This window comes from Bradyrhizobium sp. F1.4.3 (assembly GCF_040548375.1).
GTDB lineage: Bacteria > Pseudomonadota > Alphaproteobacteria > Rhizobiales > Xanthobacteraceae > Bradyrhizobium.
The window spans coordinates 1-25526 of sequence record NZ_JBEPRN010000016.1 but is presented as its reverse complement, the minus strand read 5'-3'; the positions used below and the strand labels follow the sequence as shown (position 1 = coordinate 25526).

General features: G+C 62.3%; 22 protein-coding genes and 1 pseudogene. 15 read left to right on the top strand and 8 right to left on the bottom strand.

Features of this window, described 5'->3' with window-relative positions:
- Positions 1-65 precede the first annotated feature (65 nt).
- Positions 66-1688, top strand: coding sequence for an ABC transporter substrate-binding protein (locus ABIB73_RS29860; RefSeq protein WP_354229902.1), 1623 nt, complete (start codon positions 66-68; stop codon positions 1686-1688).
- 218 nt (positions 1689-1906) lie between these two features.
- On the opposite strand, the gene ABIB73_RS29855 is transcribed toward ABIB73_RS29860, so the two are convergent.
- A complete protein-coding gene (locus ABIB73_RS29855; protein WP_197087279.1) occupies positions 1907-2053 on the bottom strand; it encodes a hypothetical protein in 147 nt (48 codons plus the stop codon).
- Between the two features lie 275 nt (positions 2054-2328).
- On the opposite strand from ABIB73_RS29855, the gene ABIB73_RS29850 reads away from it, so the two are divergent.
- The 5 genes from ABIB73_RS29850 (at position 2329) to ABIB73_RS29830 (ending at position 7803) form a co-directional block, all read left to right on the top strand.
- Positions 2329-2745 (top strand): DUF3606 domain-containing protein, encoded by a 417-nt coding sequence (locus ABIB73_RS29850; RefSeq protein ID WP_354229900.1) that lies wholly within the window; start codon positions 2329-2331, stop codon positions 2743-2745.
- 196 nt (positions 2746-2941) lie between these two features.
- A complete protein-coding gene (locus tag ABIB73_RS29845) occupies positions 2942-4525 on the top strand; it encodes a flavin monoamine oxidase family protein (RefSeq protein WP_354229898.1) in 1584 nt (527 codons plus the stop codon).
- A 51-nt stretch (positions 4526-4576) separates the two neighbouring features.
- Positions 4577-5074 carry a hypothetical protein gene (locus tag ABIB73_RS29840; RefSeq protein WP_354229896.1) on the top strand — a complete coding sequence of 166 codons (498 nt, stop codon included), beginning with the start codon at positions 4577-4579 and terminating at the stop codon, positions 5072-5074.
- Positions 5075-5196: 122 nt separating this feature from the next.
- Positions 5197-6129 (top strand): alpha/beta hydrolase, encoded by a 933-nt coding sequence (locus ABIB73_RS29835; protein WP_354229894.1) that lies wholly within the window; start codon positions 5197-5199, stop codon positions 6127-6129.
- 450 nt (positions 6130-6579) lie between these two features.
- Positions 6580-7803: an ABC transporter substrate-binding protein gene (locus ABIB73_RS29830; RefSeq protein WP_354229892.1), complete on the top strand. Its 1224-nt coding sequence runs from the start codon at positions 6580-6582 to the stop codon at positions 7801-7803.
- Between the two features lie 254 nt (positions 7804-8057).
- Here the strand turns inward: ABIB73_RS29830 and ABIB73_RS29825 are convergent, their stop codons facing one another.
- Complete coding sequence (locus ABIB73_RS29825; RefSeq protein ID WP_354229890.1) at positions 8058-9620, bottom strand: adenylate/guanylate cyclase domain-containing protein; 1563 nt, start codon at positions 9618-9620, stop codon at positions 8058-8060.
- Positions 9621-9811: 191 nt separating this feature from the next.
- Here ABIB73_RS29825 and ABIB73_RS29820 point away from each other — a divergent pair, with 191 nt between their 5' ends.
- Complete coding sequence (locus ABIB73_RS29820) at positions 9812-10903, top strand: enolase C-terminal domain-like protein (RefSeq protein WP_354229888.1); 1092 nt, start codon at positions 9812-9814, stop codon at positions 10901-10903.
- 154 nt (positions 10904-11057) lie between these two features.
- Here the strand turns inward: ABIB73_RS29820 and ABIB73_RS29815 are convergent, their stop codons facing one another.
- Positions 11058-12485 carry a sulfatase family protein gene (locus ABIB73_RS29815; protein WP_354229886.1) on the bottom strand — a complete coding sequence of 476 codons (1428 nt, stop codon included), beginning with the start codon at positions 12483-12485 and terminating at the stop codon, positions 11058-11060.
- A 168-nt stretch (positions 12486-12653) separates the two neighbouring features.
- Between ABIB73_RS29815 and ABIB73_RS29810 the strand changes: the two genes are divergently transcribed.
- Genes ABIB73_RS29810 through ABIB73_RS29790 form a run of 5 tightly spaced genes read left to right on the top strand, consistent with a single transcriptional unit; the run spans position 12654 to position 17353 of the window.
- Positions 12654-13418, top strand: coding sequence for a FadR/GntR family transcriptional regulator (locus ABIB73_RS29810; RefSeq protein WP_354229884.1), 765 nt, complete (start codon positions 12654-12656; stop codon positions 13416-13418).
- Between the two features lie 30 nt (positions 13419-13448).
- The gene (locus ABIB73_RS29805) at positions 13449-14819 is read left to right on the top strand and encodes an ABC transporter substrate-binding protein (protein WP_354229882.1); all 1371 of its coding nucleotides are present in this window, start codon (positions 13449-13451) and stop codon (positions 14817-14819) included.
- Positions 14816-15712: a carbohydrate ABC transporter permease gene (locus ABIB73_RS29800; protein ID WP_354229880.1), complete on the top strand. Its 897-nt coding sequence runs from the start codon at positions 14816-14818 to the stop codon at positions 15710-15712. Before ABIB73_RS29805 ends, ABIB73_RS29800 begins: the two co-directional genes overlap by 4 nt.
- Positions 15709-16536, top strand: a complete 828-nt coding sequence (locus ABIB73_RS29795) for a carbohydrate ABC transporter permease (RefSeq protein WP_354229878.1) — start codon at positions 15709-15711, stop codon at positions 16534-16536. Before ABIB73_RS29800 ends, ABIB73_RS29795 begins: the two co-directional genes overlap by 4 nt.
- A 4-nt stretch (positions 16537-16540) precedes the next feature.
- Positions 16541-17353: a shikimate dehydrogenase family protein gene (locus ABIB73_RS29790; RefSeq protein ID WP_354229876.1), complete on the top strand. Its 813-nt coding sequence runs from the start codon at positions 16541-16543 to the stop codon at positions 17351-17353.
- Between the two features lie 134 nt (positions 17354-17487).
- Here the strand turns inward: ABIB73_RS29790 and ABIB73_RS29785 are convergent, their stop codons facing one another.
- A complete protein-coding gene (locus tag ABIB73_RS29785) occupies positions 17488-17730 on the bottom strand; it encodes a hypothetical protein (RefSeq protein WP_354229874.1) in 243 nt (80 codons plus the stop codon).
- A gap of 14 nt (positions 17731-17744) precedes the next feature.
- Positions 17745-18218, bottom strand: a complete 474-nt coding sequence (locus ABIB73_RS29780) for an L-2-amino-thiazoline-4-carboxylic acid hydrolase (RefSeq protein ID WP_354229872.1) — start codon at positions 18216-18218, stop codon at positions 17745-17747.
- A 410-nt stretch (positions 18219-18628) separates the two neighbouring features.
- On the opposite strand from ABIB73_RS29780, the gene ABIB73_RS29775 reads away from it, so the two are divergent.
- Positions 18629-19915, top strand: coding sequence for a heme-binding protein (locus ABIB73_RS29775; protein ID WP_354229870.1), 1287 nt, complete (start codon positions 18629-18631; stop codon positions 19913-19915).
- A 148-nt stretch (positions 19916-20063) separates the two neighbouring features.
- Positions 20064-20264 (top strand): hypothetical protein, encoded by a 201-nt coding sequence (locus ABIB73_RS29770; protein WP_354229868.1) that lies wholly within the window; start codon positions 20064-20066, stop codon positions 20262-20264.
- Positions 20265-20270: 6 nt separating this feature from the next.
- Here the strand turns inward: ABIB73_RS29770 and ABIB73_RS29765 are convergent, their stop codons facing one another.
- The gene (locus ABIB73_RS29765; protein ID WP_354229866.1) at positions 20271-20432 is read right to left on the bottom strand and encodes a hypothetical protein; all 162 of its coding nucleotides are present in this window, start codon (positions 20430-20432) and stop codon (positions 20271-20273) included.
- Between the two features lie 1432 nt (positions 20433-21864).
- Between ABIB73_RS29765 and ABIB73_RS29760 the strand changes: the two genes are divergently transcribed.
- Complete coding sequence (locus ABIB73_RS29760) at positions 21865-22482, top strand: LabA-like NYN domain-containing protein (RefSeq protein WP_354229864.1); 618 nt, start codon at positions 21865-21867, stop codon at positions 22480-22482.
- A gap of 375 nt (positions 22483-22857) precedes the next feature.
- Here the strand turns inward: ABIB73_RS29760 and ABIB73_RS29755 are convergent, their stop codons facing one another.
- Together ABIB73_RS29755 and ABIB73_RS29750 are read right to left on the bottom strand one after the other, a co-directional pair.
- Positions 22858-23106 (bottom strand): hypothetical protein, encoded by a 249-nt coding sequence (locus tag ABIB73_RS29755; protein WP_354229862.1) that lies wholly within the window; start codon positions 23104-23106, stop codon positions 22858-22860.
- A gap of 2309 nt (positions 23107-25415) precedes the next feature.
- Positions 25416-25526: pseudogene (locus ABIB73_RS29750) on the bottom strand (UDP binding domain-containing protein); the annotation flags it as partial.

Here is a 25526-nt window from a genome sequence, read left to right as displayed (position 1 = left end):
TTGAAGCTTGCTGATGGCATACGCCTTGCCTCTCGATCCCGGACGATTCTCGTTCGGGGGCAGCGATGAGAGCTTCATCTTTCTATATGAGCCGCCGCCAAGTGGTGCTCGGCGGCCTCGGTGTCACCGGAATGACGGCCATCGCGCCCCGCTTCGCCTTGGCGCAGGGGCGGGCGGAGACGCTGCTGGTGGTGCAGGAGCTGGGGCCGAACTCGCTCGACATGCAGGGCGTCGGCTCGAACCAGACCGTAAACGGCCTGTCCTGGAACTGCTATGATCGGCTGCTGACGTATGCGTCGAAGACACTTCCGGACGGCACGCTGTCCTATGATCGCGCGACACTCGCGCCTGAACTTGCGGGGAGCTGGGAGGTGGCCGCCGACGGTATGTCCTGCACCTTCAAGCTGCGACAGGACGCAAAATTCCACGACGGCACCCCGGTCACCGCCAAGGACGTCAAATGGTCATTTGACCGCGCCGTAAAGGTTGGCGGCTTTCCGACCTTTCAGATGTCGGCGGGATCGCTCGAAAAGCCCGAACAGTTCGTGGTCGTCGACGACCACACCTTCCGCATCGACTATGTTCGCAAGGACAAGATGCTGCTGTTCAACGTTGCGGTTGTCGTTCCCTTCATCATCAATTCCGAACTCGCCAGAAAGAACGCGACGGCTGAAGACCCCTGGGCGCTGGCGTGGCTGAAGAACAACGAGGCCGGGGGCGGCGCCTACAGGATCGAGAGCTGGAAGCCGGGCAGCGAGACCGTGCTGGCGCGGTTTGACGACTGGAAGAGCGGGCCGCTGCCGAAGATCCGGCGCGTGATCGCGCGCGATGTTCCTTCCGCCGGCACCCGCCGCGCGATGCTCGAGCGGGGCGATGCCGACCTCTCGAGCGGCTTTGCGCCGCGCGATTTCGAGCAGATCATCAAAGAGGGCAAGGTCAAGGTGTCGGGCGTGCCGATCCCCAACGCGCTCTGGTACGTCGCGCTGAACACAGCCAAACCGCCGTTCGATAACATCAAGCTTCGCCAGGCCATCGCCTGGGCGATGCCCTACGAGCAGATCCAGAGCAGCGCCTTCTTCGGGCGTGCCGTTCCCATGTACGGCGGAGCCTCGGACGTTTCAAAGCCGGTGTGGCCGCAAGCATCTCCCTATGTCACCGATCTCGACAAAGCCAAGGCCCTGATGAAGAAGGCAGGCTTCGAGTCCGGACTGGAGACGACACTGTCGCTCGACACGGGCACGGCCACGGTCGGCGAACCGACCGCGATCTTGATCCAGGAGAGCCTCGCCAAGATCGGGATCAAGGCGTCGATCGAGAAGATTCCCGGCGCGAACTGGCGCACGACGCTGAACAAGAAGGAGCTGCCGCTGGCACTCAACCGCTTCAGCGGCTGGCTCGATTATCCCGAATATTATTTCTACTGGAATTTCCACAGCAACAACTCGATCTTCAACATCTCGTCGTACCAGAACAAGGAGATGGATGCCCTGATCGACAAGGCGCGGTTCACCACGGACGCGACAGAGTACGACAAGGCCGTAAAGGATTTCATCGCGCTCTGCATGCGCGACGTACCCGTTATTCCGCTCAACCAGCCGATTCACGACGTCGCCATGCAGAAGGGCGTCACCGGCTACGAGTTCTGGTTTCACCGCGAGCCGGACTATCGCCAATTCGCGAAAGGCTAATTTTGACCGGCGACGCTGATGGCGCGTGAGGTCGCTCGCGCCTGCTCGGTCGGAAAGCTTCGTTCCAGCCGCGCCTCGCTCGCGCGCAGCATTGCCGCAACGAGCCTGCCTTGCCGTGATCCCTCCAGCGCGCAGGCAAAGATGCGATAGAACTGCGCACCGTCATGGGCGATGCCGACCGACGACGGCGCCGCCTTCGAGCTCCAGTTTCCGACGGCCTAGATCGCAAACACCCAGGCGGCGACGATGGTGCCGATGGTGACCAGGCCCGCGATGGTCCAGCCTGCGGCATATTCCAGTTCAGGGTGACCAGTCGCCCGCATGATCTCGGCCGGATCGGCGGTATGCTTCCACTGCTCTGACATGACAGCCTCGCGCGCGTTTTTCCCGCGTTATAGGTAAGTCGCATCAGCCGCCATAAGGTTCCATCACGGAAATGCGAGCGACACAAAAAATGCGAAAACAACCCCATGCACAGTAGAAAGCCGTTTCCGGCATGAGGCCCGGTCGCGCGTGACAACCGTTTGACACGCCGTGACAAAACAGCCGCACCGCGCAATCGCCGCGCGGGGTGCAGGCTTGCCTTCCAAATCCGATTGCATGCTAGACTGGATGCACGCATCTGCGGCAGGAGGGAAGCATGGCCGACGACAAGGCAAAGCGGGGCGGCGCCGATCGCGCCCTGATTGCGCTCACGGAGAAATACGAAGTCGCCTACTGGTCGAAGAAGTTCAAGGTGACCCCGGCCAAGCTGAAATACGCCGTCAAGAAGGTCGGCCATTCCGCACGGAAGGTCGAGGAATACATCAAGCTCCAGAAACACCGCGCCGCCGACAAGAGCCGGATCGCGCTGAGCGAGGCCTATGAGGTCCGCTACTGGTCGAAGAAATTCAAGATCACGCCGGCCAGGCTGAACGCCGCCGTCGCCGCCGCCGGCCATTCCGCCAAAAAGGTCGAGGCGTATCTGAGCGCCCAGAAGGCGGCAAAGAGGAAGGCGGCCAAGAAGACCGTCAAGAAAACCGTGAAGAAATCGGCCAGGCGCAAGACGGCGGCCTGAGACAAGCAGGATGACGCGGCGGCCACGCCTGGCGCACCGATTGACGGCCGGCGGTTAAGGAACGCCGCCGCTCGACTCTTCCTAAGATTGTAAGCTAGTCTCGGTTCTATTAATCTGCCAGTTCCGGTGGGCGTTGCTGGATTGAGGGCGGCCGCAGCGCTGCCCGCCAAACGACATTTCTCGAAAGGCATTTTCAATGCGCTCGCTGTTTGCGCAATTGCACCGGCGTTACGGGCCCAAGATTTCGGGTGCGGAGCGTCAACGCCGGGTCAAGGACAAGCTCGACAGTCAGCCCACCCTGCCCTCGCTTCGCCTGCTGGCCGCGCACATTGCGCTGGCACAACGGCGTCCGAAAGTGGCCATCATCGGCGGCGGCTTCGCCGGCCTGATGGCGGCCTCCGAGCTCGTCGGACATTGCGACGTCACGCTGTTCGAAGCACGCGACCGTTTCGGCGGCCGGGTCTGGAGCAAGCGGAAGGCAAGCGGGATCGTCGAGGCCGGCGGCGAACTGATCGGCTACAACCATCCGATCTGGCTGAGCCTCGCCAAGCGCTTCGAGCTCGGCCTGTCCGTCATCACCTCGGACACGAATTTCGACGCGCTCGATCTCGTTATGCCGCTGTTTCTCGACGGCCACAGGCCGTCCGACAGCGAGATGGAACGTATTTACCATGAGATGGACGATGCTTTCCGCAGGATCAGCCAGCAGGCAGCCAAGGTCGATCCCCGCAAGCCCTGGCATGCCGAGGGCGCCAAGGAGCTCGACGCCAGGACAGTTGCGGACTGGATCCACGGCCTCGACTGCTCGAAGCTGACCAGGCTCGCCATCGACGAGCAACTTTCCAACGATCAGGGCTTGCCGACCCATGAGCAGAGTTTTCTCGCCAACCTCGCCGTCATTTCCGGCGGACGCATGAAAGACCAGGTCGACGCCTTCTTCACCCAGACCGAGACATTGCGCTGCTCGCAAGGCAATCAGGAGCTCGCCATTCGTCTCGCCGAGGAGGTCAACGGCAGGGAGGGCAGCAGTGCCTTGCTGTCGACGCCGGTCAGCGCCATTCGCATCGAGGACGAAGGCGTGACGCTGGACTTTGCGGCCGTCGGGGACGCACCACCGCGCCCGTCCTTCGCGGCGGACTACGTCGTCCTCGCCATCCCGCCGAGCCTGTGGCCGGCCTCGCGCTTCGCCAAGATCGCGATCACGCCGGAGCTGCCGCAGGACTACTACATCACGATGGGAACGGCGGTGAAATATCTCAGCCCGATGAAGAAGCGGTTCTGGATCGGTGAAGGCCTGGCGCCGACGTCGATGTCGACCCGGTTCGGCGTCACCTGGGAAGGCACGGACAACCAGATTGCGCCGGCCGATCGCCCGGTCGAACTCAGCGTGTTTGCCGGCGCCGACGTCGCGAAGGAGGCACTCGCGCATTACAAGCCCGGCGACCAGAAGGACGTCGATGCCTTCTACGCGAAACGTATCGGCGAGCTCTACAACGGCTATGCCGAGCATCTCGACAGTGAGCCGGAATTCATGGCCTGGCCGCGCGATGAGTGGACCGCCGCGGGCTATTCCTGCCCCGCACCGGGCGAGGTCTGCCGTGCCGGGCCGCTGCTGTACAAGGGATTCGGGGATCGCTTGTTCTTCGCAGGCGAGCACACCTGCTTTGCCTATTTCGGCTACATGGAAGGCGCGCTCGAGTCCGGCAGGGCGGCCGCGGGCGCGATCGTCCGCGCCATCGGCAAACATGGAGCCCTCCCCGAGATGGGAAATCTGTCATAGGCTCAGCGGGCCTTGTGGCGGCGAAGCCCTGAGCGGGCTGGAGAGACACGAATGAAACTCACGATGTCGGCTTGCCTCGCCTGTGGAATCCTTGTCGCCGGCGCATCCCATGCTGCCGGTGCCTCCGGCGGCACACCTGCAAAGGTCTCAGGCTCGACGGCGCTGGCGCTCGCGGGCGTGATCGCGCCGCTGTCGCCGGAGCTGTCCGGCGCCGAGAAGAAGGCGGTGGCGATGCTGTTCGCCGCCAACAGCGACATTCCCTACAAGAAGCCGATCGTGGTGACCGCTGATCGAATTGTCTGCCGCACCAGCAATGTCGACATCACCTTGCGCAGCTGCGAGGTGACCTTCGGCAAGAAGGTCAGGACCGTGAACGGCTCCACGGCCAACGAGATCTTCGCGACCGAGGCGCTGGCCGGCATTCCGCCCGATGGCGCGGCGGGATCGAATTTTGAGAGCCTGACCAGGCTGAGCTGCACGATCGACCCCAACGCCATCCGGCAAAAGGACGGCAGCGGGGCGGATTGCACGTTCCAGCCGGGAAATTGAACCGAACCTGGACGATGAGCCAAAGGTGCCGTGAAATCGCCTCAAGGCGAACTAATAAGGCGAATTGAAAAGACAGGCCAAAACGAGCGAGCCCATATCAGGCGCGCAAGGCCGGCACCAAGATGAAGAATTATCTCGCATTTTTACTGCTTCTGAGCGTGACGACGGCCTCCGCGCACGGCCCGCTGCCGGCGCGGCTGACGGGGCTGTCCGATCTCGTGCCGGTCGGCCTCACCGATTCCGACACGACCGCCGGGGGCACCGCGCGGCTGTGCGAGCAGGTCACGTTCTCGCGGGGCCTGCGCTATGGCGAGAGCGAGGCCAATGTGCTCGATGTCGCCACCAGCGGCGAGACCAAGGCGGACACGCCGCGGCCGGTGCTGCTGTTCGTGGGCGGCGACACCTTCACCGGCGACCGTGTGGCGCCGGACCTGTCGCGCGAGGTCCAGGACCAGGCGATGTGCTTCGCCGCGCGCAACGGCATGATCGGGGTGCGCGTGAGCTACCGCCTGGCACCTGCGGCGGCCTGGCCCACCGGTGCGACCGACGTCGCGGCGGCGTTGTCCTGGATCCACGGGAATATCGACCTGTTCAACGGCGATGCCCGCGAGATCGTCGCCGTCGGCTACGGCGCCGGCGCCTTCCATGTCGCGAGCCTGCTGGCGCATCCCGAGCTTCAGACCGACCGCGCCGATGTCGCTGCCGTCGTGCTGGTGTCCGGCATCTATCGCGCCGGCAAGGACGCCAGCGACAGCGTGAAGGCCTATCTCGGCAGCGATGCCAGCCAGTATGACAAGCGGTCGGTCTTCCCCGGCATTCTCAACGTCGAGGAGCCGATTGTGCTGGCCTGGGCTGCGGACGATCCCGCGAGCCTCGTGTCACAGGGCGAGACCCTGAGGAAGACGCTCTGCGGCGCCGGCCACTGCCCGCGCACCGCGCTCCTGCGCAGCCGCGACGGCATCGCCGCCGCGTTCGGCCTCGACGGCTCCGGCAACAGCCTCGCCGAGCCGACGCTGCTGCTCGTGCATCAGCTCGAGGCGCGCGGACTACCGTAGCGGATTGTTGCGGGCAGCGTCTCGATTACACACACCATTTGCTGGGCTACCCCCTCCCCAGCCCTCCCCCGCAAGGGGGAGGGAGCAGAGCGGAGCGCGCGGCGACGCTGTGGGCCTATCGACGCTGCGTGATAGGTAGACGGCAGCGCAACACCAAAGGTGCGTTCCCTCCCCCCTTGCGGGGGAGGGTTAGGGAGGGGGGTGCCACACGGGGACTCTCTCGATCAGAATATCCGCCATGCGTCTTCATGCCAGCCTTGGCGAGGCTAACCCGCTTCTGAGCAGCGAGTTCACTCGCGCCGCGTCAACACGCCTGCCGTTTCGCCCCAAGAGAACGAAACCTCAAAACGGACAACCAAGCCACAGGAATGACAAACGCTTGACCTAGATCAAGCGCCTTGGTGCGGACTGAGCCGACCTCCATGAGGGGCCAACATCAAGGGGTCGAACATGCACGTCTCCGGCAGGATGCTGTTCGTTTTGATGGTCGCCCTCGCATCGCTGGGGGCGATGTCCCAGGAGCGCGCCGAACAATCCACCACCGACAACGAAATCCGCATCGGCAATGTCATGCCGTATTCGGGACCGCTTTCCGAATTCGGCGCGATCGGCCAGGCGGAGGCCGCCTATTTCGACATGATCAACGATCGTGGCGGCATCAACGGCCGCAAGGTCCGCTTCATCACGCGCGACGACAATTCCGACCCGACGACTGCGCTGGAGCTGACTCGCAATCTGGTCGAGAAGGACGACGTGCAGCTGATGTTCGGATCGTTCGGCACGCCCGGCAATCTCGCCGCACGCTGGTATCTGAATGAGAGGAAAGTGCCGCAGCTTTTCGTCGCCTCCGGCGACGAGGAGCTGAGCCAGGCCAAGGCGTTTCCCTGGACCATGGGCTGGCAGCCGGCGTTCCGGTCCGAGGGGCGCATCTACGCCAACTACATCCAGGCCTATTATCCGCATCGCAAGATCGTGGTGCTGTGGCAGAATGACCAGTTCGGACGCGCGCTCCTCAAGGGCATCGAGGAAGGTCTTGGCAACCTGAACCGTCTTGTCCTCGTCGACATCGCCTTCGACATTGCCGATGAGCATCTCGAAGGGCACGTCTCGATCCTCAAGCGCGCGGGCGCCGATATTTTCGTCTTTCTCGGCGTGCCGTCGACGGCGTCCAAGGTGATCAAGCTGGCGGCATCGCTCAACTGGCACCCGGTCTTCATCGTGAACGATGCCTCCGCCTCGATCGCCAATGCGATGGCGCCTGCCGGCCTGCAGAATTCGGCCGGCGTGATCTCGACGGCTTTTCTGAAGGATCCGAGCGATCCCGCCTGGAAAGACGATCCTGCCATGAAGGACTGGTTCGCCTTCATGGACAAGTATCATCACGTCGAAAGCACGAACAACAGTGCCGCGCTCTACGGCTATGCCGCGGCCGAGGCGCTGACGCAGGTGCTGAAGCAATGCGGCGACGACCTGTCGCGGGAGAACGTCATGCGTCAGGCCGCTGCGCTCCGGGATTATCACCCCACCGTTGCGCTGCCCAGCATCAGGATGAATACCTCGCCGGACAGCTATCTGCCGATCAAGCAGATGCGGCTTGTCCAGTTTGACGGCCGCTCGTGGCAACCATTCGGAGAGGTGATCGAAACCGCATTCATGGAAGGCGCGGCGAGGTAAGCTGACTCACGCGGACCTTTTGCTGAGCTACCCCCTCCCCTGCCCTCCCCCGCAAGGGGGGAGGGAGCAGAACGGAGCGCGCCGCGACGCTTGCGTTCACATCAACGTCGCCAAAGCCTTCGAAAGGGCGCCGCCACAACAAAGGTGCGTTCCCTCCCCCTTGCAGGGGAGGGTTAGGGAGGGGGAGCCACACGGCACACTCTCTCAATCGAAACGACAGTTTGCCTCAATCGAAACGACAGTTTGCGCGCGCCTCACGCCGGCTTGAGCGATGCCAGCGCGCTTTCCAGCAGCGAACGCACCCGCGCCGCATCGCCGGATTTCACCACGGCCGGGTCGAGATAGAGCTCGAGGCCGGGCGCGCGCTCGGTGATGATTCCGCTCTTCTCAGTCGAGCCATCGTTCAGCGCATCGACCGTATAGGGAATGACCTCGCGGCTGATGCCCTTCATCGTGATTGCGGGCAGTGCGTGGGCGCGGACGACGTCGCTGACGAGCGCGAAGGTTTCGTAGCTCAGCACGATGCCGCCGGGCTCGGCGATCGATTGCAGGCGCGCGGCGAGGTTCGCTTCCGCTCCGATGATGGTGTAGTCCATGCGGTCGCTGCTGCCGAAATTGCCGACATTGCAATAGCCGGAGTTGATGCCGATGCGGGCCTTGAACGGCAGCTCGATGCCGGAGGCGCGCCATTTCGCATTGAGCTCGGTGAGGCGATGCTGCATGCGCCAGGCCATCTGAAGACAGGCCTGCGCGTCGGCGCGGTCGCCCCTGGTCTCGGGGTCGCCGAAGAAGATCAGCATGGCGTCGCCGATGAACTTGTCGATGGTGCCGCCATATTCATGGGCGATCGCCGACATTTCGGTGAAATATTCGTTGAGGAGCTGGGTCAACAATTCGGGTTGAAGCCGCTCGGCGGTCGCGGTGAAATTCTGGATGTCGGAGAAGAAGATGGTGAGCTTCTTGCGCTCGGTGTGGATGGTAACGTCCTTCTGGCCGGAGAAGATGCTCTTGTAGACTTGGGGCGGGATGTAGCGCGAGATCTTCATCGAGAGCGAGGCGAGGAAGTCGTTGGCGGATTCGAGCTCCTTGTTCATGCCCTTGATGCGGCTCGCCTGACGGCGCTGGAGCGAGAGGAACGACAGGCCGCTGCCGGCCGCGATCAGGAAATAGGCCAGCAGGAACTTGAACGAGAAAATGTTGGCCGCGATCGGCTGGGCGATGATCACCTCCTGGATGCCGCGGACGTCTCCCACCTTCCAGTCCTTCTTCGGGCTTTCGGGGTGGCTGTTGTGACAGCTCACGCAAGCCGGGCCCATGATGACCGGCGCGACCAGGCGGACCTTGTCAGAGAACAGCGAGGTCTCGGTGTCGACGATCTTCTGCTCGGGATCGGCACGCAGTGCGGCGAGCGCGTCCTTCTCGAAGGAGTCGAGCTGGTGCGGCGCGCGATTCTGGAACGGGAAGTCCGAGACGAAGCGGTAGGTGATGTTCTCCTGCTGTGCGCCGATCACCCGGCCGAGCTCCAGCGACAGCGTCGCCGGGATCGGGATCGCGCCGGGCACGGATTCGTAGTTGTGAACGACCTTGGTCGTGCCGTTCGGATTGGCCAGCACCCGCCCGACCACATTGGATGCGTAATAGCCGCGCACGCTTGATATCACCGAATTGAGATCGGTGGCCTGCCGTCGCAGCGCCGTCTTGCTCAGCTCGGTCAGGTCCAGCCACACCGCGAGCGGCAGAGCGAGTAGCAGGAAGGCGACCACGGCACCGATCAGGATGCCGCTCTTGCGCTGCTCCTCGGAGATCTCTTGTTTCACTCTGTGGCTCCGTTGTTTACGATTTTGGGGAAAAATTGGGGATTTGCGGCAAAACCTGCTGCGGTACAGAGCCAATAAACGCGGGCCAGCGCAACCCCATTCTATGGTGGTCGCAGCAACCGGCTTTTGGTTTCATGACGACTGTTTAAGATCGACATTAACCTGCATTCACTCCGCCGGGAGACCTTGGAATGACCGAGACCATCCGCATCAAGCGCTTCGTTGCCCGCCCCGTGATCGTACCGATGAATCTGCCGCTCAAAACCTCCACCGGCGAGGTCGCCAAGGCGCCCCTGGTGCTGATCGACTGCGAGACCGACCAGGGCGTGCGGGGCCATGCCTATCTGTTCTCGATCACCCCCTCGGCCTTGAAGCCGCTGACCGCAATGGTCGCGGAAATGTCAGAACTGCTTGCCGGCGACGAGCTGCTGCCGTTCGAGATCGAGCGCAAGCTGACCCAGCGCTTCACGCTGCTCGGGCTCGCCGGCCTGCAACGGCTGGCGCAATCCGGCATCGACATGGCGGCGTGGGACGCACTGGCGCGGGCTCGCGGCCTGCCGCTGGCACGCCTGCTCGGCGGCGCACCGAAGCCGGTCAAGGCCTACAATTCGAAGGGGCTCGGCATCATGCCGGCGGGCGCCGCGGTCGACGAAGCCCACAGGCTGCTGGCCGAGGGCTTTCAGGCTGCAAAGATCCGCGTCGGCCGGCCCGATGCGCGGGAGGATCTGGCGGTCGTGCGCGCGGTGAGAAGAGCCGTCGGCGACCAGGTGACGCTGATGTGCGACTACAACCAGGCGCTGACAGTGACCGAAGCCATCCGCCGCGGCGAGATGCTCGACGACGAGGGGCTGACCTGGATCGAGGAGCCGATCCGCCACGACGACTATGCCGGCTGCGCCCGTATCGCGGACGCGCTGCGCACGCCGGTCCAGATCGGCGAAAATTTTGACAGCGCCTTTGCGATGCAATCCGCCCTCGCGGCGGAGGCCTGCGATTACGTGATGCCTGATGTGCAGCGCATCGGCGGCGTCACCGGCTGGCTGCGCGCGGCATCACTGGCGCACGCCGCCGGCATCGAAATGTCGACGCATCTGTTCTCGGAGGTCAGCGCGCATCTGCTGTGCGTGACGCCGACCGCGCATTGGCTGGAATATGTCGATTGGGCCGATGCGGTGCTGGCGACGCGGTTGACGATCAAGGATGGCTTTGCGCTGCCGAGCGAGGAGCCCGGCAACGGCATTGCGTGGGACGAGGCGGCGGTGAGGAAGTATCTGGTCGGGTAGGTGCGCTCCCTCGAGCGCCGAGGATTCCACGCCGTCATGGCCGGGCTTGTCCTGGCCATCCACGCCTTGCGCCGAGGTACAAAGAACGTGGATGCCCGGGACAGGCCCGGGCATGACGACCTCTTGTGAATGTTCACGTGCGCGGCAAGCGCACTTAGCGCGCGGCGGCGTTCAGATCCATCGTCTCCAGCAGGCTGTTCTGGCGCCAGTCGATGAAGGCGTCCTTGAGACGGCTGATGATTCCGGCGTGCTCGGGCACGCCCCAGAGATTGTGCTGCTCGAGCGGGTCGCTCGCGAGATCGAACAATTGCCCATCCTCGGCGCCGTGAATGAACACGACCTTCCACCTGTTATCACGCACCATGGTGATCAGCCTGGCGCCGGTCATGGCGACGTCGCCGGCCTGCTCGCTGAACACGAAGTCGCGGCCGGCCCAGCTCTCGCCCTCCAGCGCCGGAAGCAGGCTGCGGGCCTGAAACGGCTTTGGATGCTGCGCGCCGGCGAGATCCAGGATGGTCGGGCCGAGATCGAACAGCTGGCACTTTTCGCGGATCCGGCGGCCGCCGGAAAAACGTCCGGGTGACCAGAACAGCAGCGGGATGCGGGTGACGGGCTCGTACATCGACCATTTCTGGCTGAGACCGTGTTCGCCGAGATTGTCGCCGTGATCCGACATGAAGATGACGACGCAATTGTCGAGATAGCCCTTGTCGTCCAGCGTTTGCAGCAGGCGGCCGATCTGCTCGTCGATCATGGTGACGTTGGCACAATAATGCGCGCGCAGGCGCCGCATCTCCTCATGCGTCGGCTTAAGCTTCCAGGACACCGCATCGTGGTCGACCTCGGCGTCGTGGCGGCGCTTCTCCTTGAGGTACGCCGGCAGCCCCTCGATCTCGGCTTCGGTCGGCTGCGGCACCGGAAGGTCGTTGCGGGCGAGGTAATGCTCGAGATATTCGGGCAAGGGATCATAGGGCGGATGCGGCCCGGGCAAGCCGATCTGCATGAACAGCGCGTCCGGCTTGGGCCGCGTCTCCAGCCACCACATCGCCGTTTCAGCGACGAAGACGTCGGGATGCAGCGACTTCGGCATCTCCCAGGTGAAGGCGCCCATGCGGTCGCCATAATCCGGCAGGCTGCGATAGCCGGCGCGCGACGGCTTAGTCAGCTTGTGCGTGGCAAAGGCCTTGTCCAGCTCGTCGGCGAACCAACGTCCCTCGAAGAAACGATCCTTGTTCTCCACAACAAAGCGTTCGTGGAAGCCGGCCTTCGCGTCATAGGGGATCGTGTGCATCTTGCCGACATTGACGCAGTGATAGCCGGCCTCGGCCAGATTGCTGACCCACGTCTTCTGCCAGTGTTGCCCGTTCTTCAGCACGCCCGAGGCGTGCGGATAGAGGCCGGAGAATAGCGCCGCGCGCGAGGGCACGCAGCTCGGCGCATTGATGAAGCAATTGTCGAAATAGACGCCCTCGCGCACCAGCCGATCGAGATTCGGCGTCTTCATATAGGGGTGGCCCGTCGCCGCGATCGTGTCGAAGCGTTGCTGGTCGGTCATGACCAGGACGATGTGGGGCTCTGTCACGGTTGTTTTGTCCTGCGCGGCATTGGCGAAGGAGAAAATATGTCTGACATAATAATTCTTGTCAAACCGCGCTCGATCGGATTATCCTTTCCATATGGCCGAATTTGCGCAGTCATTTCTTCGCACGCGCAATAAATCAGACATTTAACTTCGCGGAACAGGATCAAATTGGCAAAGGCCGACAGCAAAGACAGCCAGCAGTCGAGCGGTCACGTCGCCCGCGAGGTGGCGCGGCTGATCCTGACCGGCGTGTGGCGCGAAGGCACGACCCTGCCGCGCGAGATCGAGCTTGCCTCGCGCTTCAGCGTCAGCCGCGCGTCGATCCGTGAATCGCTCTCGCTCCTGAAGGCCAAAGGGCTGATCGCCTCGAAGCAGAAGGCCGGCACGCATGTGCGGGCGCGCTTCGACTGGAACATGCTCGACGAGGAGCTGTTGAACTGGACACTGCTTGCGCTGCCGACCCAGGAGTTCGCCAAGCAGATCATGGAGGTCCGCAGGATCGTCGAGCCGGAGGCCTGCGCGATCTGTGCCGTGCGCGGCACGGACGAGGACTTTGCCAGGATCGAACGCGCCTATCGCGGCATGGACGCGGCCGGCATGGACCGCGTCGCCTATGCCGAGCCGGACCTGCAGTTTCACCGCGGCATTCTCATCGCCACGGGCAACGACTTTCTGATCGCCTTTGGCGCGACGGTCGCCGCGGCGCTGCGGATGTCGTTCAACCTGTCGAGCACCAATCCGGGCGCGCCGCGCAAGAGCCTGCCCTACCATCGCGCGGTGCTCGACGAAATCTGGGCGCGCAACCCCGACGGCGCGCGCCAGGCCATGCACAAGCTGATGGATCTCACCGAACAGAACATCGTCTCGGCCATGTCGCGCCAGCGGAAGAAGGACGCCGAGGACGAGAACGCCCGCACCAGACGGGCGCGTTGAAGCCGGCAAGCAGTTTTGAGGGAGGACAACATGAAGAATCAGGCGGACCACACCGCGCGCGCGTCGCGCACATCGATCACGCGCCGCAAATTGCTGAAAGCCAGCGCCGCGGGCGCGGCGCTTGCGGCATTTCCTGCGCCGCTGATCGCGCAGACAAAACCGTTCGCGGGCGTGACGCTGCACGGCGCCTCGTTCCAGCACCGCTTCTTCACGCTGCTGCAAAAATACATCCCCGAGTTCGAGGAGCAGACCGGCATCAAGGTCGACCTCCAGCTCTCGGCCTTCCCGGTCTACAACCAGCAGGCCAATCTCGAACTGTCCTCGGGCGGCTCGGCCTATGATTTCGTCAACGTCACCTTCATCCTCGCCGCGCGCTGGGTCGCGGCCGGCCTGCTCGCCAACCTGGACGAGTACACCGGCGATGCGAACCTGACGCCGGCCGAATGGAATCCAAAGGACTTCGTCGAAGGCGCGCAGGTGCCCTATCGCGATGCCAAGGGGGCGACCTACGGCTATTCCTGGGAAGGCGGCGCGATGCTGATGGGGCTGTCGCGCATGGACCTGATGGAGAAGAAGGGGTTGAAGATCCCCAGAACCTTCGCCGAGCTCCAGCAGGTCTGCGCCGAGATCAACGGCACTGATGGCGTCAGCGGTATCACCTCGTTCCAGCTCCACCACTGGAACCTGCCGCCCTACATCCAGGGCTTTGGCGGCAACATCTTCCGCAAGCCGCCGGGCGACATCATGCCGGCGCTGAACACGCCTGAGACGATTCAGGGCATTGAATTCTATGCCAAGCTCCTGAAGAGCGCGCCGAAGGGTGTCTTGACCTACACCGAGGACCAGGCGCGGCAGTCGCTGCTCACGGGACGCTCCAACATCTTCATCCACTCCAGTTCCTGGGTGACGCCGATCCTGCTCTCCGACGAGAGCAAGGTGAAGGAGACCTCGCGCGTGGTGCGCTCGCCCGCCGGTCCCGTGCACGACTATCCGGCGTCGAACAGCCAGGGGCTCGGCATTCCCAAGAACGCCAAGAACAAGAAGGCGGCGTGGGAATTCATCAAATGGGCGCTCTCGCCCGACATCTCGATGCGGCTCGTCAAGGAGCATGGTCATTCGTCGATCTGCCGGCGCTCGATCATCACCAGCGAGGCCTATCGCAAGCTCAACACGGTGAACGGCCAGGACCTCGGCGCGCTCTATCTCGAAGTGCTGGAGCTGCCGGCCAAGGGCGAGAACTACATGGCCTATCGCACCGTGAAGGAATTCCCGATCGTCGGCGACGTCCTCAACAAGGCGTTCGAGCAGGTCGCAACCGGCCAGCTCCCTGCCAAGGACGCGATGAACGCGGCCCAGGACCAGGCCATCGCCGCACTTCGCAGGTCCGGAACCCAGCTTTGAGCCAGGGTGGAATCGAAGAAGAGCGCCGCAGCTTCATTGCCTGGGCGCTCACGCCGAGCCTGATCGTGCTGTTTGCGATCGCCGTGTTGCCGGCGGTCTATCTCGTCGTGACCAGTCTCACGCCGTTCCAGCTGACAACGCCCGGCTCGGCCACCGATTTCAGCGCGCCGTTGCGCAATTATGGCCTGTTGCCCGGTGATCCCCGCTTCGTCAATTCGCTCGTCGTGCAGGCGAAACTGTCGTTCTGGGGCGTGCTGTTCCAGGTGCTGATCGGCATGGGGCTGGCGCTGCTCCTGAACGTGCCGTCGCACTTCGTCGAGTTCGCCCGCACCTTCTTCCTGATCCCGATGGTGCTGCCGCCGATCGTGGTCGCGGTGATCTGGAAGCTGATCTATACGCCCGACATCAGCCCGCTCTATTACGCCGCGCAAGCCTTGCACTTCACCATGCCGGCGCTGACCTCGAGCGTCGATTTCGCGTTGACCGCGATCGTCATCGCCGACACCTGGGAGTGGCTGCCCTTCACCTTCCTGATGGTGCTGGCGGCGCTCCAGACGATTCCAGATGAATATTCGGAAGCAGCCCTCGTCGACGGCGCCACCAAATTGCAGATCTTCTGGTACGTCACCCTGCCCTTCATCATGCCGATCCTCGTCATCTCCGGCATGTTCCGCCTGATCGACAGCGTGAAGGCGTTTCCGCTGATCTTCCTGCTGACCAGCGGCGGGCCGGGCACGATCACTGAAGTCACCAACTATTATGCGTATCTGCTTGCCTTCGACACCAACGAGATCGGCTATTCCAGCGCGGTGACGGTGGTGATGCTGCTGCTGGTCTGCGGCATCAGCCTTGGCCTGGTCTGGATGGGCTGGCGCCGGGAGGCGTTGGCATGAGCGAATCGTCCGTACGAAAGGCCACGCCGCGCCGGCTGGCCGCGATCTCGATGACGCTGCTCGTCCTGCTCTCGCCGTTCCTGTGGCTGTTGCAGATGAGCTTCAAGTCCAACGACCAGATCCTGCAATTCCCGCCGCCGCTGATCTTCACGCCGACACTGGAAAACTACATCTCGCTCTGGCACAGCGCGTTCTCGGCATCCTTCGTCAACAGCCTCTTGAGCGCGTCGTTCTCGACCGCGCTCGCGTTACTGCTCGGCGTGCCTGCGGCCTATGCGCTGTCGCGCTGGGCCGGGCGCGGCAAGCATGCGCTCTCGTTCGCGATCCTGGTGACGCGCATGGCGCCGCCGATCGCGTTCACGATCCCCTTCTTCCTGTTCTACCGCTGGATCGGGCTGCTCGACACCATCACCGGCCTCGTGCTGGTCTACACCAGCTTCAACCTGCCGCTGGTGATCTGGATGATGCAGCCGTTCTTCGACACCATACCGGTCTCGCTGGAAGAGGCCGCGCTGGTCGACGGCGCGCGCACGCGCACGGTGTTCACAAAAATCGTGCTGCCGATGGTGACGCCCGGCATCGCGGCGACCGCGATCCTGTGCTTCCTCTACGCCTGGAACGATTTCTTCTTCGCACTGATCCTGACCCGCACCAATGCGCGCACAGCACCGGTCGCTGTCGTCAACTTCATGAACTACGAAGGCTGGGAATGGGGCAAGATCGCCGCCGGCGGTTCACTGGTGATGGCGCCGGTGCTGATCTTCTCGCTCGCAGTGCGCCGCTATCTGGTCTCCGGGCTTACCGCCGGCGCGGTCAAGGGGTGAGGTCATGAAGCTTCCGACCGGCGCCTCGCGCATTGTCTTCATCTTCGCCCATCCCGCCGGCCATGTCGGTGCGCCCAGATACTACACACCCTATTTCGAAGCGCAGGGCCTCGACTGGCACATGGTGCCGATGGATGTGCACCCAGACGATCTCGCCGGGACGATCCGCGCGCTGGCAAAATCGTCAAGCACGGCCGGCTTCAACCTGACCATGCCGCACAAGCCGGCCGCGTTCGAGCTTTGCGACGAGGTCGGACCTGCCGCAAAGTTCGAAGGCGTGGTCAACACCATCCGGATCGAGGCCGGCGGAAAGCTCGTCGGCGAATCCTTTGACGGCGGCGGATTTTTGAATGCCGCGCGTGAAGCCGGCGTATTCAATCCCGAGCGGCGTTGCGTCGTGATCGGCGCAGGCGGCGCCGGCCGCGCGATTTGCCATGCGCTGGCAGCGGCGGGGTTGAAGCAGCTGCGTATCCTCAACGAGGTGCCCGGCCCGGTCGAGGCGCTCGGGGCAAAACTGCGCGGGCAATTTCCGGAGCTCGACATCTGCCTCGAGGTGCGCTTCGACGATGCCGGATTATGTGTGAATGCGACTTCTCTCGGCTTGCACGCGACCGACGCGCTGCCGATGGACCCGACAAAACTGCCGAAGGATTGCGCGGTGTTTGACATCATCGCCGCCCGTCGCACCGGATTCATGGAGGCCTGCGCCGCGCGCGGCCTGAAGGTCGTCGACGGCGTCGCGATGATCCGCCACCAGCTTCCGCTGCAAACGGCGTTCTGGCGGGAGACGACCGCAGTCTTAGCCCCGTCATCCTGAGGTGCGAGCAGCGCAGTGCATCTGCACTGCGCTGGGAGCCTCGAAGGATGGGCGGCCCGGATGCGGCGGGGCCGTCGCCCTTCGAGGGCCGCTGAAGAAGCGGCCACCTCAGGGTGACGGTTATACAGATGCCTCTACCGCGCCTCAGCGCCGGGGATCTTCTTGCGCACCGCCATGCGCTGGATCCAGATGCAACGACGGACGGCCGCATTGGAGCGGCCGACGGCGGAGATGCCTTCGCCGGCCTGGAGCAGCGGCGCCATGTTCTCGCGCAACGCGCGGCAGCGTTGGAGCTCGGCCTGCCAGTCGATCATCGCGGCGTCAGCGCGCGACGCGACCAGCAACAGCATCGCTACGGTAAGAGTGCTCGCTCGCATCTTCCTCATTCCCTTCACTGTGATCCCCCCGCATCGCGTCGGTAGCGAAAATCGCAACGATCGGCACCTTGCATGATGGTCTGCGTGCGCGCGAGCTTGATGTCGGGGCCGAACCCGTCCGCTGTCGAAAAGTCGGCGGTACAGACCAGGAGAAAGCCGAGCTCCGGCTCGCCCAGCGCCTTGTAGAACTCGGCATAGGCGCAGCGCGTCACGTCGAAGGCGAACGCATCCTGCGTCTGCTCGATCACATCGTAGGCGAGCGCGTCGTCGCGGGCATAGGCCTTGAAGGCGGAGGCGACAGCCAGGCCGAGATTGGCCTCGTTCTTCGCCTTCCAGAATTCCTCGCCGAAGCCGCGATAGAGATCGCCGAGCGTCTTGCGCACCAGCGCATTCGCGCGCGCCTCGCCGAGCTCGGCCTGGAGCGCCTTGACCAGGGGCACCAGGACTTGTGCCTGGATCCTGGCCTGTTCGATGACGGATATGCTCATGGGCAGCTTTCTCGTCTTCGGATGCTTCGATTTCAGCGCGCCACCTGTGAAATGGAACACACTTGAAGCATCGCTAAGGTTGTATCATTATTAAGATGTAACCAAGGCGCACGGGCGTATGCCCCCTTATCCATTTTTCGATCATGTCATTCTCGAACACGGAGTTGGAGTAGGCAATGCTTCGCTCAATCAATTGCCGGCGCGGCTCGGTCGCAAATTTGCTCCGCATCCCATCCACTGCCCCTTGAAAGCGTCCCCCGGCGCGGGCGAGACGGACGACGGCGGAGATCGCAATCGGCTTCGAAAAATTCCGCCTGACGCCGCGATGAACTCAACGACGTGACAGCCTGGAGCGCCGGCCCCGGGAGAGCGCTGACATCGGCCGCTTGCAGCATCGAAAGGACCGCCCCATGGACGAACCCAAGCCGCTGACCAGCGCATTCTCCAGGACTGCGAACTTCTCCATCCACCAGGTCGATACTGTATTCAGGGCTGCCGCGCATGCCGCCACCGTCCCCGCTGCGGCGCCCGTCACCCTCCCGCCCACGCTCGGGCCGCTGACCGCCTTCACGGGCACATTCACGGGACGGGGATTCAATACGATCTTCCGGCCCGACAGCGCGACGACGCCGACGCAGATGCCGGGTCCGATCAACACCACCGATCCGCCCGACAACGTGCTGGAGCTGAATCTCACCGACGAGACGATGTCGTTCTCGAACAATCTCGGCTCGATCCCCAATCGCGGCTCAGGGCCGCAGGCGGATACCTTCCTGAACGGCGTGCCGTATCTCCAGACCATCAACGACGTGACTACAGGAACGCCGGTCGGCATTCACTTCGAGCCCGGCATCTGGCTGGCGGTGCCGGCCAGCACCAATCCGCACGAACCGTTCACCGTCGCGCGCATGGCCTCGATCCCACACGGCACGACGATCACCGCGCAAGGCACTGCGCTGCCGGCCGTCGCCGGCAAGCCGACCATCGCGGCCGTCGACATCACCCCGTTCTTCGGCGGCAATCCGAACAACAAGCACACATTCCAGAATCAGACCGCCGCCAACAAGACGACGCGCAGGCTGCCGCAGGACCTGACGGCGCTGATCGCCTCCGGCAGGCTGAGCCAGGCCATGATCACCGACCCCAACACCGTGCTGCGCAACCAGATCGCGCATCAGACCATCAGCCAGACCATCATCATCGAGACGTCGACCAAGCCCGGCACGCCGCTGTCCGGCGGCCCTTTGCCGGCCGTCCCTTCGGCGGGGCCGCATCCGCAGGCGCCGAACTTCGCCGGCGGCACCTCGAACGTCGCGTTCCTCCAGGGCGTGCCCGCTCCGCCGCCGGGCGGCAATGGCGCCAACGCCAACGCGTTCCAGATGGATGCCGTGTTCTGGATCGAGACGGTGATCTACGACATCGACGTGCCACACATCCCGTCCGGGGAGCCGCCGATCATCCTCCAGCCGTTGCAGAGGGGCACGGTGCCGCTGGTTCCGAGCTTCGTCGCAGCGCTTCCGTTCGTGCCCAACAAGGGATTTGCCGGCGGTCGCGTCAGGGTGGCGACGACGCAGATCCAGTATTCGCAGAAGGTCATGCTGGATTTCGCCGGCCTGACCTGGCCACACGTCTCCGTCGCCTCGCTCGTTCCAGCTGCACCGGTGCCGATTCCGGAGCATCTGTTGCCGCTGACGTGAGCGGCTTCTCACGTCGCGCAGCCTCGTCAGCCGACTGAGCAGCCGCAGCATCGATCCCGCTTGCGCGCATCGTTTTGCCGGCTACTCTTCGTCCATTGCTCCGATTGATTGCAGTACCTAGGGTTTTCCGATGACAAACGACATAGCCGTGTTCGACGCCGTATGCCTTGATCCGAACAACGGGCGGCAGGAATGGACCGGTCGCTTGGGCACGCGCGAGGCGATAAGACGCGACGGGTTTGAGATCGACACCGCCTCACTCGCCTTTTGCCCACACGAGTGGATCAATAGCGTCGGCTATGTCGACATTGAGCTAGTTCGCAAATTTCCGCTGATGCTCGCGCTCTGACTGTTTTCAGGAGCGGGCCGGTGCCGGCTCCCTCGTTTTCAGCTGCGCTTCCCGCTGCGCCTCCTCCTCGACATAGAGCACAATCTTCCGACGCGCGTCGCCGTCTCTGACGCGCTGAAATGCCTTGATCAACCGCAACATCTGCAGATCTTCAACGGCCTTCGACATAGCAATGCTCCCATTGAAAAGATGTCGTCATAACAGAGGGGACTATGTCTTCAGGGCGCCTGAACAGGAACCGATTATTTTCCAGAGAGTTAAAGCAACACCGGCTTGCCGGCCCCGCTGACGGGCCGGCCCGGCGGTCCCCCGACTCCCTGTGAGTTGAGCCGTCTTTCCGAGCTGGAACATCACCATGAAACTTCGGATTTGCGAGGGTTGCGGCGAGATGATGCGAGGACGACAGGACCTGAGTGAACCAGGCTGGCACCTCGACGAGCGACAGCACATAATCAAGGGCAGTTGGCGTGTGCTTCAAGGCACTCGCAACGGCGTTCGTTACCGAGATCAATGACGCATATGCGCTCGCCAAGACTGGCATCAGGGAATGACCCTAGCTGAGATAGTCTCTGGAATTATCAACGAGGCAAGTTTGGTCGCGACCACTCGCCAATTCGACCGGCCCAACGGCGTAGGCCGCCGGCGCCAACGCTGATGCAGCGCCTGCGGCTGGCGGTACCGAGGCGGCTCGCGATACCAATGCCTCCGATGCTCATAATTCCCGGCCTACGGAAGCGCTTAACCTTGAGAAGTCAGGTTAATCCGAAGATTGAATTGAGCCACCTAAAGCGCGGCGATATCGATTTACTCCCAAACGGAGCTGGTCTTATCCCACCTCCACACGACAAGATGACGATTTCGATCGTCGGGTAAGGGCCGCCGGCGATGTGCCCAGATCTGGCGGCTCGCGGTTGGATATTGTTGATCTATTTCGAGGCATTCATATGGAGCTAGAGCAGCTTTCTGATCACTACATAATGACGATGTACGAGAGCATTCGCAAAGAGGTTAGGGTGGATGCAAAGAGCCACAGCGGTCTTCCTGGTGCTGCTGCAAAAGAACGCGCTGAGACTCTGCGAGTTGAGCTCGACCGTCGTGGGCTGTTTTGGAAACCGATCGACTGGCATTCCTAGTCGCCCTTCATCAACCCGAAAACGGGGCACTGCTCTCGATTCCGTCCGAGCTCGGCAATATGGCGGCCGCCACCGCGGCCCAAAAGATCGAAGCTGGCATGAATCCGATCGATCACCGAGACCGTCGAGGTTTATGACTGGGCTCTCCTGATCATCGGCAGCCAAGGCATCTTGCAAGCCATCGCCTCAAGCATACAGCCACGCTTGCTGCGCTCTGTACCGACCGGAAGAAGCATTCTTGGTTCGTCGGAAAACAGACCTCCGCCGGGCGGCCGCGCCCGGACATTTCGCTATCAAAAGGCGAAATCGCCGGCGGTCACTAAAGGATCCACATTTTTGGAACGCAAAGTGCACTTGGCGATCACCTCAGGCCGTTAGCCCAAAAATGCACCAGGGTTTCGGAGCCGCCAAATTTGCAACCATTCGTTTGACCCGCCCCAAGCCTGACTTCCGAAGGCCCGAATTAGATGTCCGCTTCTCCTACCATCAAGATCGCGCTCTTCATCGATGGGGCCAATCTCTATGCGAGTGCAAAAGTTCTGGGCCTTGATATCGATTACAAGCGCCTTTTGGAAGAGTTTCAGAGCGGCGGGACACTGCTGCGGGCGTTCTACTACACCGCGATCGTCGGGGATCAGGAATCCTCCTCGATCCGCCCGCTGATCGACTGGCTGGACTACAACGGCTACACCGTCGTCACCAAGGCGCCCAAGGAGTTCATCGATGCCTCCGGCCGTCGCAAGGTCAAGGGCAACATGGACATCGAACTTGCGGTCGACGCCATGGAGCTTGCCGAGCACATCGACCAGATGGTGCTGTTCTCGGGCGACGGCGACTTCCGCTCCCTGGTCGAGGCCGTGCAGCGCCGCGGCGTGCGCGTCACGGTGATCTCCACGATCGCCAGCCAGCCGCCGATGATCGCCGATGAGCTGCGCCGCCAGGCCGACGTCTTCACCGACCTCGTCGAGCTGCAATCCAAGCTCGGGCGCGCCCCGTCCGAACGCCCCGTACCGCGCGACCGCCAGCGGCGTGTTCACATGCCGAAGTTCTTACAACACCCAAAGAGGAATGATCCTCAAGATTGAACGGGCACCTTATACCCTGAAGCAGCACTCATACGATGGAAGGCAAGGCAAAGGAAAACTCCGCTATCGTAGCCAGCATGGCAAGACTGCACTCAGCTACCATGAGCGCTCCTTGACGATGAACGGGACACCCGGCGCATCATGGTTGTCGCTGAGCCGCCTATCGGCCTTGCGACCACGCTCCGGTCTACGGCAATCTCGACGTGAAGGCCGAGGCGAAACGAGCCCGGAAATTTGGCCGCGGGCCAGTTCATTAACCTGAACGAGCCTAAGGCCAGATCTCTCGCGGATTACTTCCCCACGGGCATTGTGCGTGCGTCTGCTTGACGACAGCAAAAAATAGTCGGCAGGCTCACAAAAGAAGCGGAGTTCATCTCAAGCTGTTTCTAGCGCCGACCTCGCACGCTCTTCCAGAACGCTGATCGTCGAAATGAGGTTATCGCGCCGCGCTCGGAGATTCAGCGCGAGCATCGGGTATGCCGGCTGTCGAATGTCGAATGCCTCAGCTTTGGCCTCTTCTTCGAGGATGTCAGAGTTCATGAGATCAACGCGCCACCATAGATCCGCGATGAGCGCACTGAGCTGAAGCTCTCCGGAGATCCCGGAACGGGACACTTCTTGCATCGTTTGCCTCGATTCAAAACAAAGTCCCACATTGGAGACCGTCTATCGAGTACGCGAGCAATTGGAATGCCAATCGTGATCTGGCTTCGCGAGTGACGCTTGCCCGCGGTATCAATCTTAATTCGCGAGCTTTGTTGCCGACAGCCTAGCGAAGGCTAGGTTGCACGTACCAGACATTGCTCCGTCCGGGACCACATGGCGAAGTCGGCGCGTCATCATACTCGGCCGCCGGCTTCCGCTTCGGAAAGCACAGGGCCCATTGAATGCGAAAATCATTCTCCATTCTTTTCACTGCGCTCGCCTACATCTGCTTGTTGGCGATGGTCGTCACTGGCATCGCCCGCGCCAGGATAGAAGCAACTGAGCGCAAGTCGCACAATCTCGAGCGATCGCGGGGCGATCTCTGAAACCACTTTCGCTGGCGCGTGCTCGGCATTGGCGGCGATCGGATCTCGCTGCGCAAACAAGTCGACGCCGGGCGTCGCGGGCGCGCCCAGGTCGATCGACCTACGCGGTTGGAAATTAATGGGTTCAGACCCGGGCGCCCAGATTGCGGTGTACCCCCGGGCTGGGTCATCGCGCGTCGTTATTTGACAGTAAATGTAGCAGAACAACCAGCGAGCGATGCAATCGCAACCGTGGTGCAAATAAGCTTGGCGCTTTGGGGCGTGATATTCTGTGCCGCTGTCAAGTTCAGCGATCTGTTCAGTCAGCTATTCTAGTGCGAGGAAAAAGCGCAAGAGCTCGATAAACCCATAAGCTATGGCAGATACCCAACCCAAGGTAGCGATTGACGCTGCCAACAGGTATATGAGGCTGCGCCTGCGCCCTGCAGTGAGCTTATTCATTGAAACTTCGTGTGCACTCAATTCAGCCACGAGCCTCCTAATGGGCAAGAACAAGTTGGTCGGAGAGAGCCAACGAGAGCATTTATCTCTCGATCAGTAGGTCGAACTTATGCATTATTATGTTTCAGCAACACTTTGTGAAGACCCAACAAAGTGTTCCACTAGGGAACCATGAAGTTTTGGTAATCGGAGATGAGGTTTCTCCGAGCATTCGATCTTAGCCGTGGGTTCGATATAGAATTGAGCGGTTCTCCGAGGCCGCACCGTGACTATGCATGAGAGCTTCCGCAAGAGGCTGATGTGTGCAGCGAAGAAAAGGGAAAGCGGTCTTCTCGGCCCCGTTGCAGAGAGTACGCCAGATCACTGCACGATGGGTTCAATCGCCGGTTTGCTCTACGAATTGATCGACTAGAACTTCTGAGCGCCCCTCAGCCGGCGAAAAAAACACCAAATGTCCGCCCATTTGGAGCCGGCATCGCTTCCGACACCTTAACGATACCACTCAAGCTTAATTTCGAAGTTCAGTTGCGCCGTCCGATGACTTTGCGCGAAAGTCATTCCTGCCCAACACTTCCAACGGTGCACTATGAAACTTCCATTTCGTGCGAAACTAAGCAGGTTGTCAGATCAAGAAATCCGTACCGCGATGGCCGAGCTTCAGGCTCTGCGATCAGCCGTGGCGGCCGCCGAAGAGAAGGCCCGCCTCGTGCCAGACAACGACAATGCAGCACCAAGCAGCGCTAACGTTTATCCCCTCAAAGCGCGCACTCGGAACCGCACCTATCTCTAGGCGCCAAGGCCGGGAGTTCGGCCGAGCTTCCGTCCATCCTGTTTTGGGGTCGCACCGCCGCAGCGCCTCCAGAACCGCATCATCACTACCGAGGCGAACCGTCGAGATTAAAGCGAAGTAAAGGAATCAGTTCGTAGAGTTCCGGGGCTCGGAACCCGGCAGAGAATCGCGTAAGGATGAGCGCGGGCTGCACAGTCACCGGTGGGACATTGGCCACGACACTGCAGATTACCGTTGCGCTTTGGGTCATGATTATCTGCGCTGCGATCAAGTGCAGCCAAGCGCTGCTCTAGGCGCGCCTAACCGATCAACCATTCAGCAACGGTCAGGGCGCCCCGTACGATCGCGTCGCCGCGGCGATGATGCCGAGGTACCAGCCGGTGACGGCCCGGCTGTCCGGTGGCGCCGCCTTATGCTGTGCTCCTCAATGGTCAGGCCACCCCCGACGTCGTAGCGGATTTTACTCCGCATCGGTGACGATTCGTCTGCTGGTTGGCTCAGAGAGACCCTGGTTCAAAGAGACTGCTCAAGGCCGGACCGTCCGTTCTTCAGGCCCGGCCTTGTGCCCGGCATCGAGGTTCTTTCACTTGAGAGTGAACAAGATGGCCGGGGCAAGCCGGCCATGACGGTGATCGGTCAATAGCGTCGATAACAATGTGCCGCTATCAGCCTTACGCCCGCGGCCGCCCGACGCTCTCATAGACGAAGCCGGCGGCGGCCATTTCTTCGGGACGGTAGATATTGCGGAGGTCGACAATGACGGGCTGGGCCATGGTCGCCTT

Bases quoted from the DNA above. Each gene is read 5' to 3' on its own strand.
- ABIB73_RS29860 (WP_354229902.1), top strand. From the start codon at position 66: ATGAGAGCTTCATCTTTCTATATGAGCCGCCGCCAAGTGGTGCTCGGC.
- ABIB73_RS29855 (WP_197087279.1), bottom strand. From the start codon at position 2,053: ATGTCAGAGCAGTGGAAGCATACCGCCGATCCGGCCGAGATCATGCGG.
- ABIB73_RS29850 (WP_354229900.1), top strand. From the start codon at position 2,329: ATGGCCGACGACAAGGCAAAGCGGGGCGGCGCCGATCGCGCCCTGATT.
- ABIB73_RS29845 (WP_354229898.1), top strand. From the start codon at position 2,942: ATGCGCTCGCTGTTTGCGCAATTGCACCGGCGTTACGGGCCCAAGATT.
- ABIB73_RS29840 (WP_354229896.1), top strand. From the start codon at position 4,577: ATGAAACTCACGATGTCGGCTTGCCTCGCCTGTGGAATCCTTGTCGCC.
- ABIB73_RS29835 (WP_354229894.1), top strand. From the start codon at position 5,197: ATGAAGAATTATCTCGCATTTTTACTGCTTCTGAGCGTGACGACGGCC.
- ABIB73_RS29830 (WP_354229892.1), top strand. From the start codon at position 6,580: ATGCACGTCTCCGGCAGGATGCTGTTCGTTTTGATGGTCGCCCTCGCA.
- ABIB73_RS29820 (WP_354229888.1), top strand. From the start codon at position 9,812: ATGACCGAGACCATCCGCATCAAGCGCTTCGTTGCCCGCCCCGTGATC.
- ABIB73_RS29805 (WP_354229882.1), top strand. From the start codon at position 13,449: ATGAAGAATCAGGCGGACCACACCGCGCGCGCGTCGCGCACATCGATC.
- ABIB73_RS29795 (WP_354229878.1), top strand. From the start codon at position 15,709: ATGAGCGAATCGTCCGTACGAAAGGCCACGCCGCGCCGGCTGGCCGCG.
- ABIB73_RS29790 (WP_354229876.1), top strand. From the start codon at position 16,541: ATGAAGCTTCCGACCGGCGCCTCGCGCATTGTCTTCATCTTCGCCCAT.
- ABIB73_RS29785 (WP_354229874.1), bottom strand. From the start codon at position 17,730: ATGCGAGCGAGCACTCTTACCGTAGCGATGCTGTTGCTGGTCGCGTCG.
- ABIB73_RS29780 (WP_354229872.1), bottom strand. From the start codon at position 18,218: ATGAGCATATCCGTCATCGAACAGGCCAGGATCCAGGCACAAGTCCTG.
- ABIB73_RS29775 (WP_354229870.1), top strand. From the start codon at position 18,629: ATGGACGAACCCAAGCCGCTGACCAGCGCATTCTCCAGGACTGCGAAC.
- ABIB73_RS29765 (WP_354229866.1), bottom strand. From the start codon at position 20,432: ATGTCGAAGGCCGTTGAAGATCTGCAGATGTTGCGGTTGATCAAGGCA.
- ABIB73_RS29760 (WP_354229864.1), top strand. From the start codon at position 21,865: ATGTCCGCTTCTCCTACCATCAAGATCGCGCTCTTCATCGATGGGGCC.
- ABIB73_RS29755 (WP_354229862.1), bottom strand. From the start codon at position 23,106: ATGCAAGAAGTGTCCCGTTCCGGGATCTCCGGAGAGCTTCAGCTCAGT.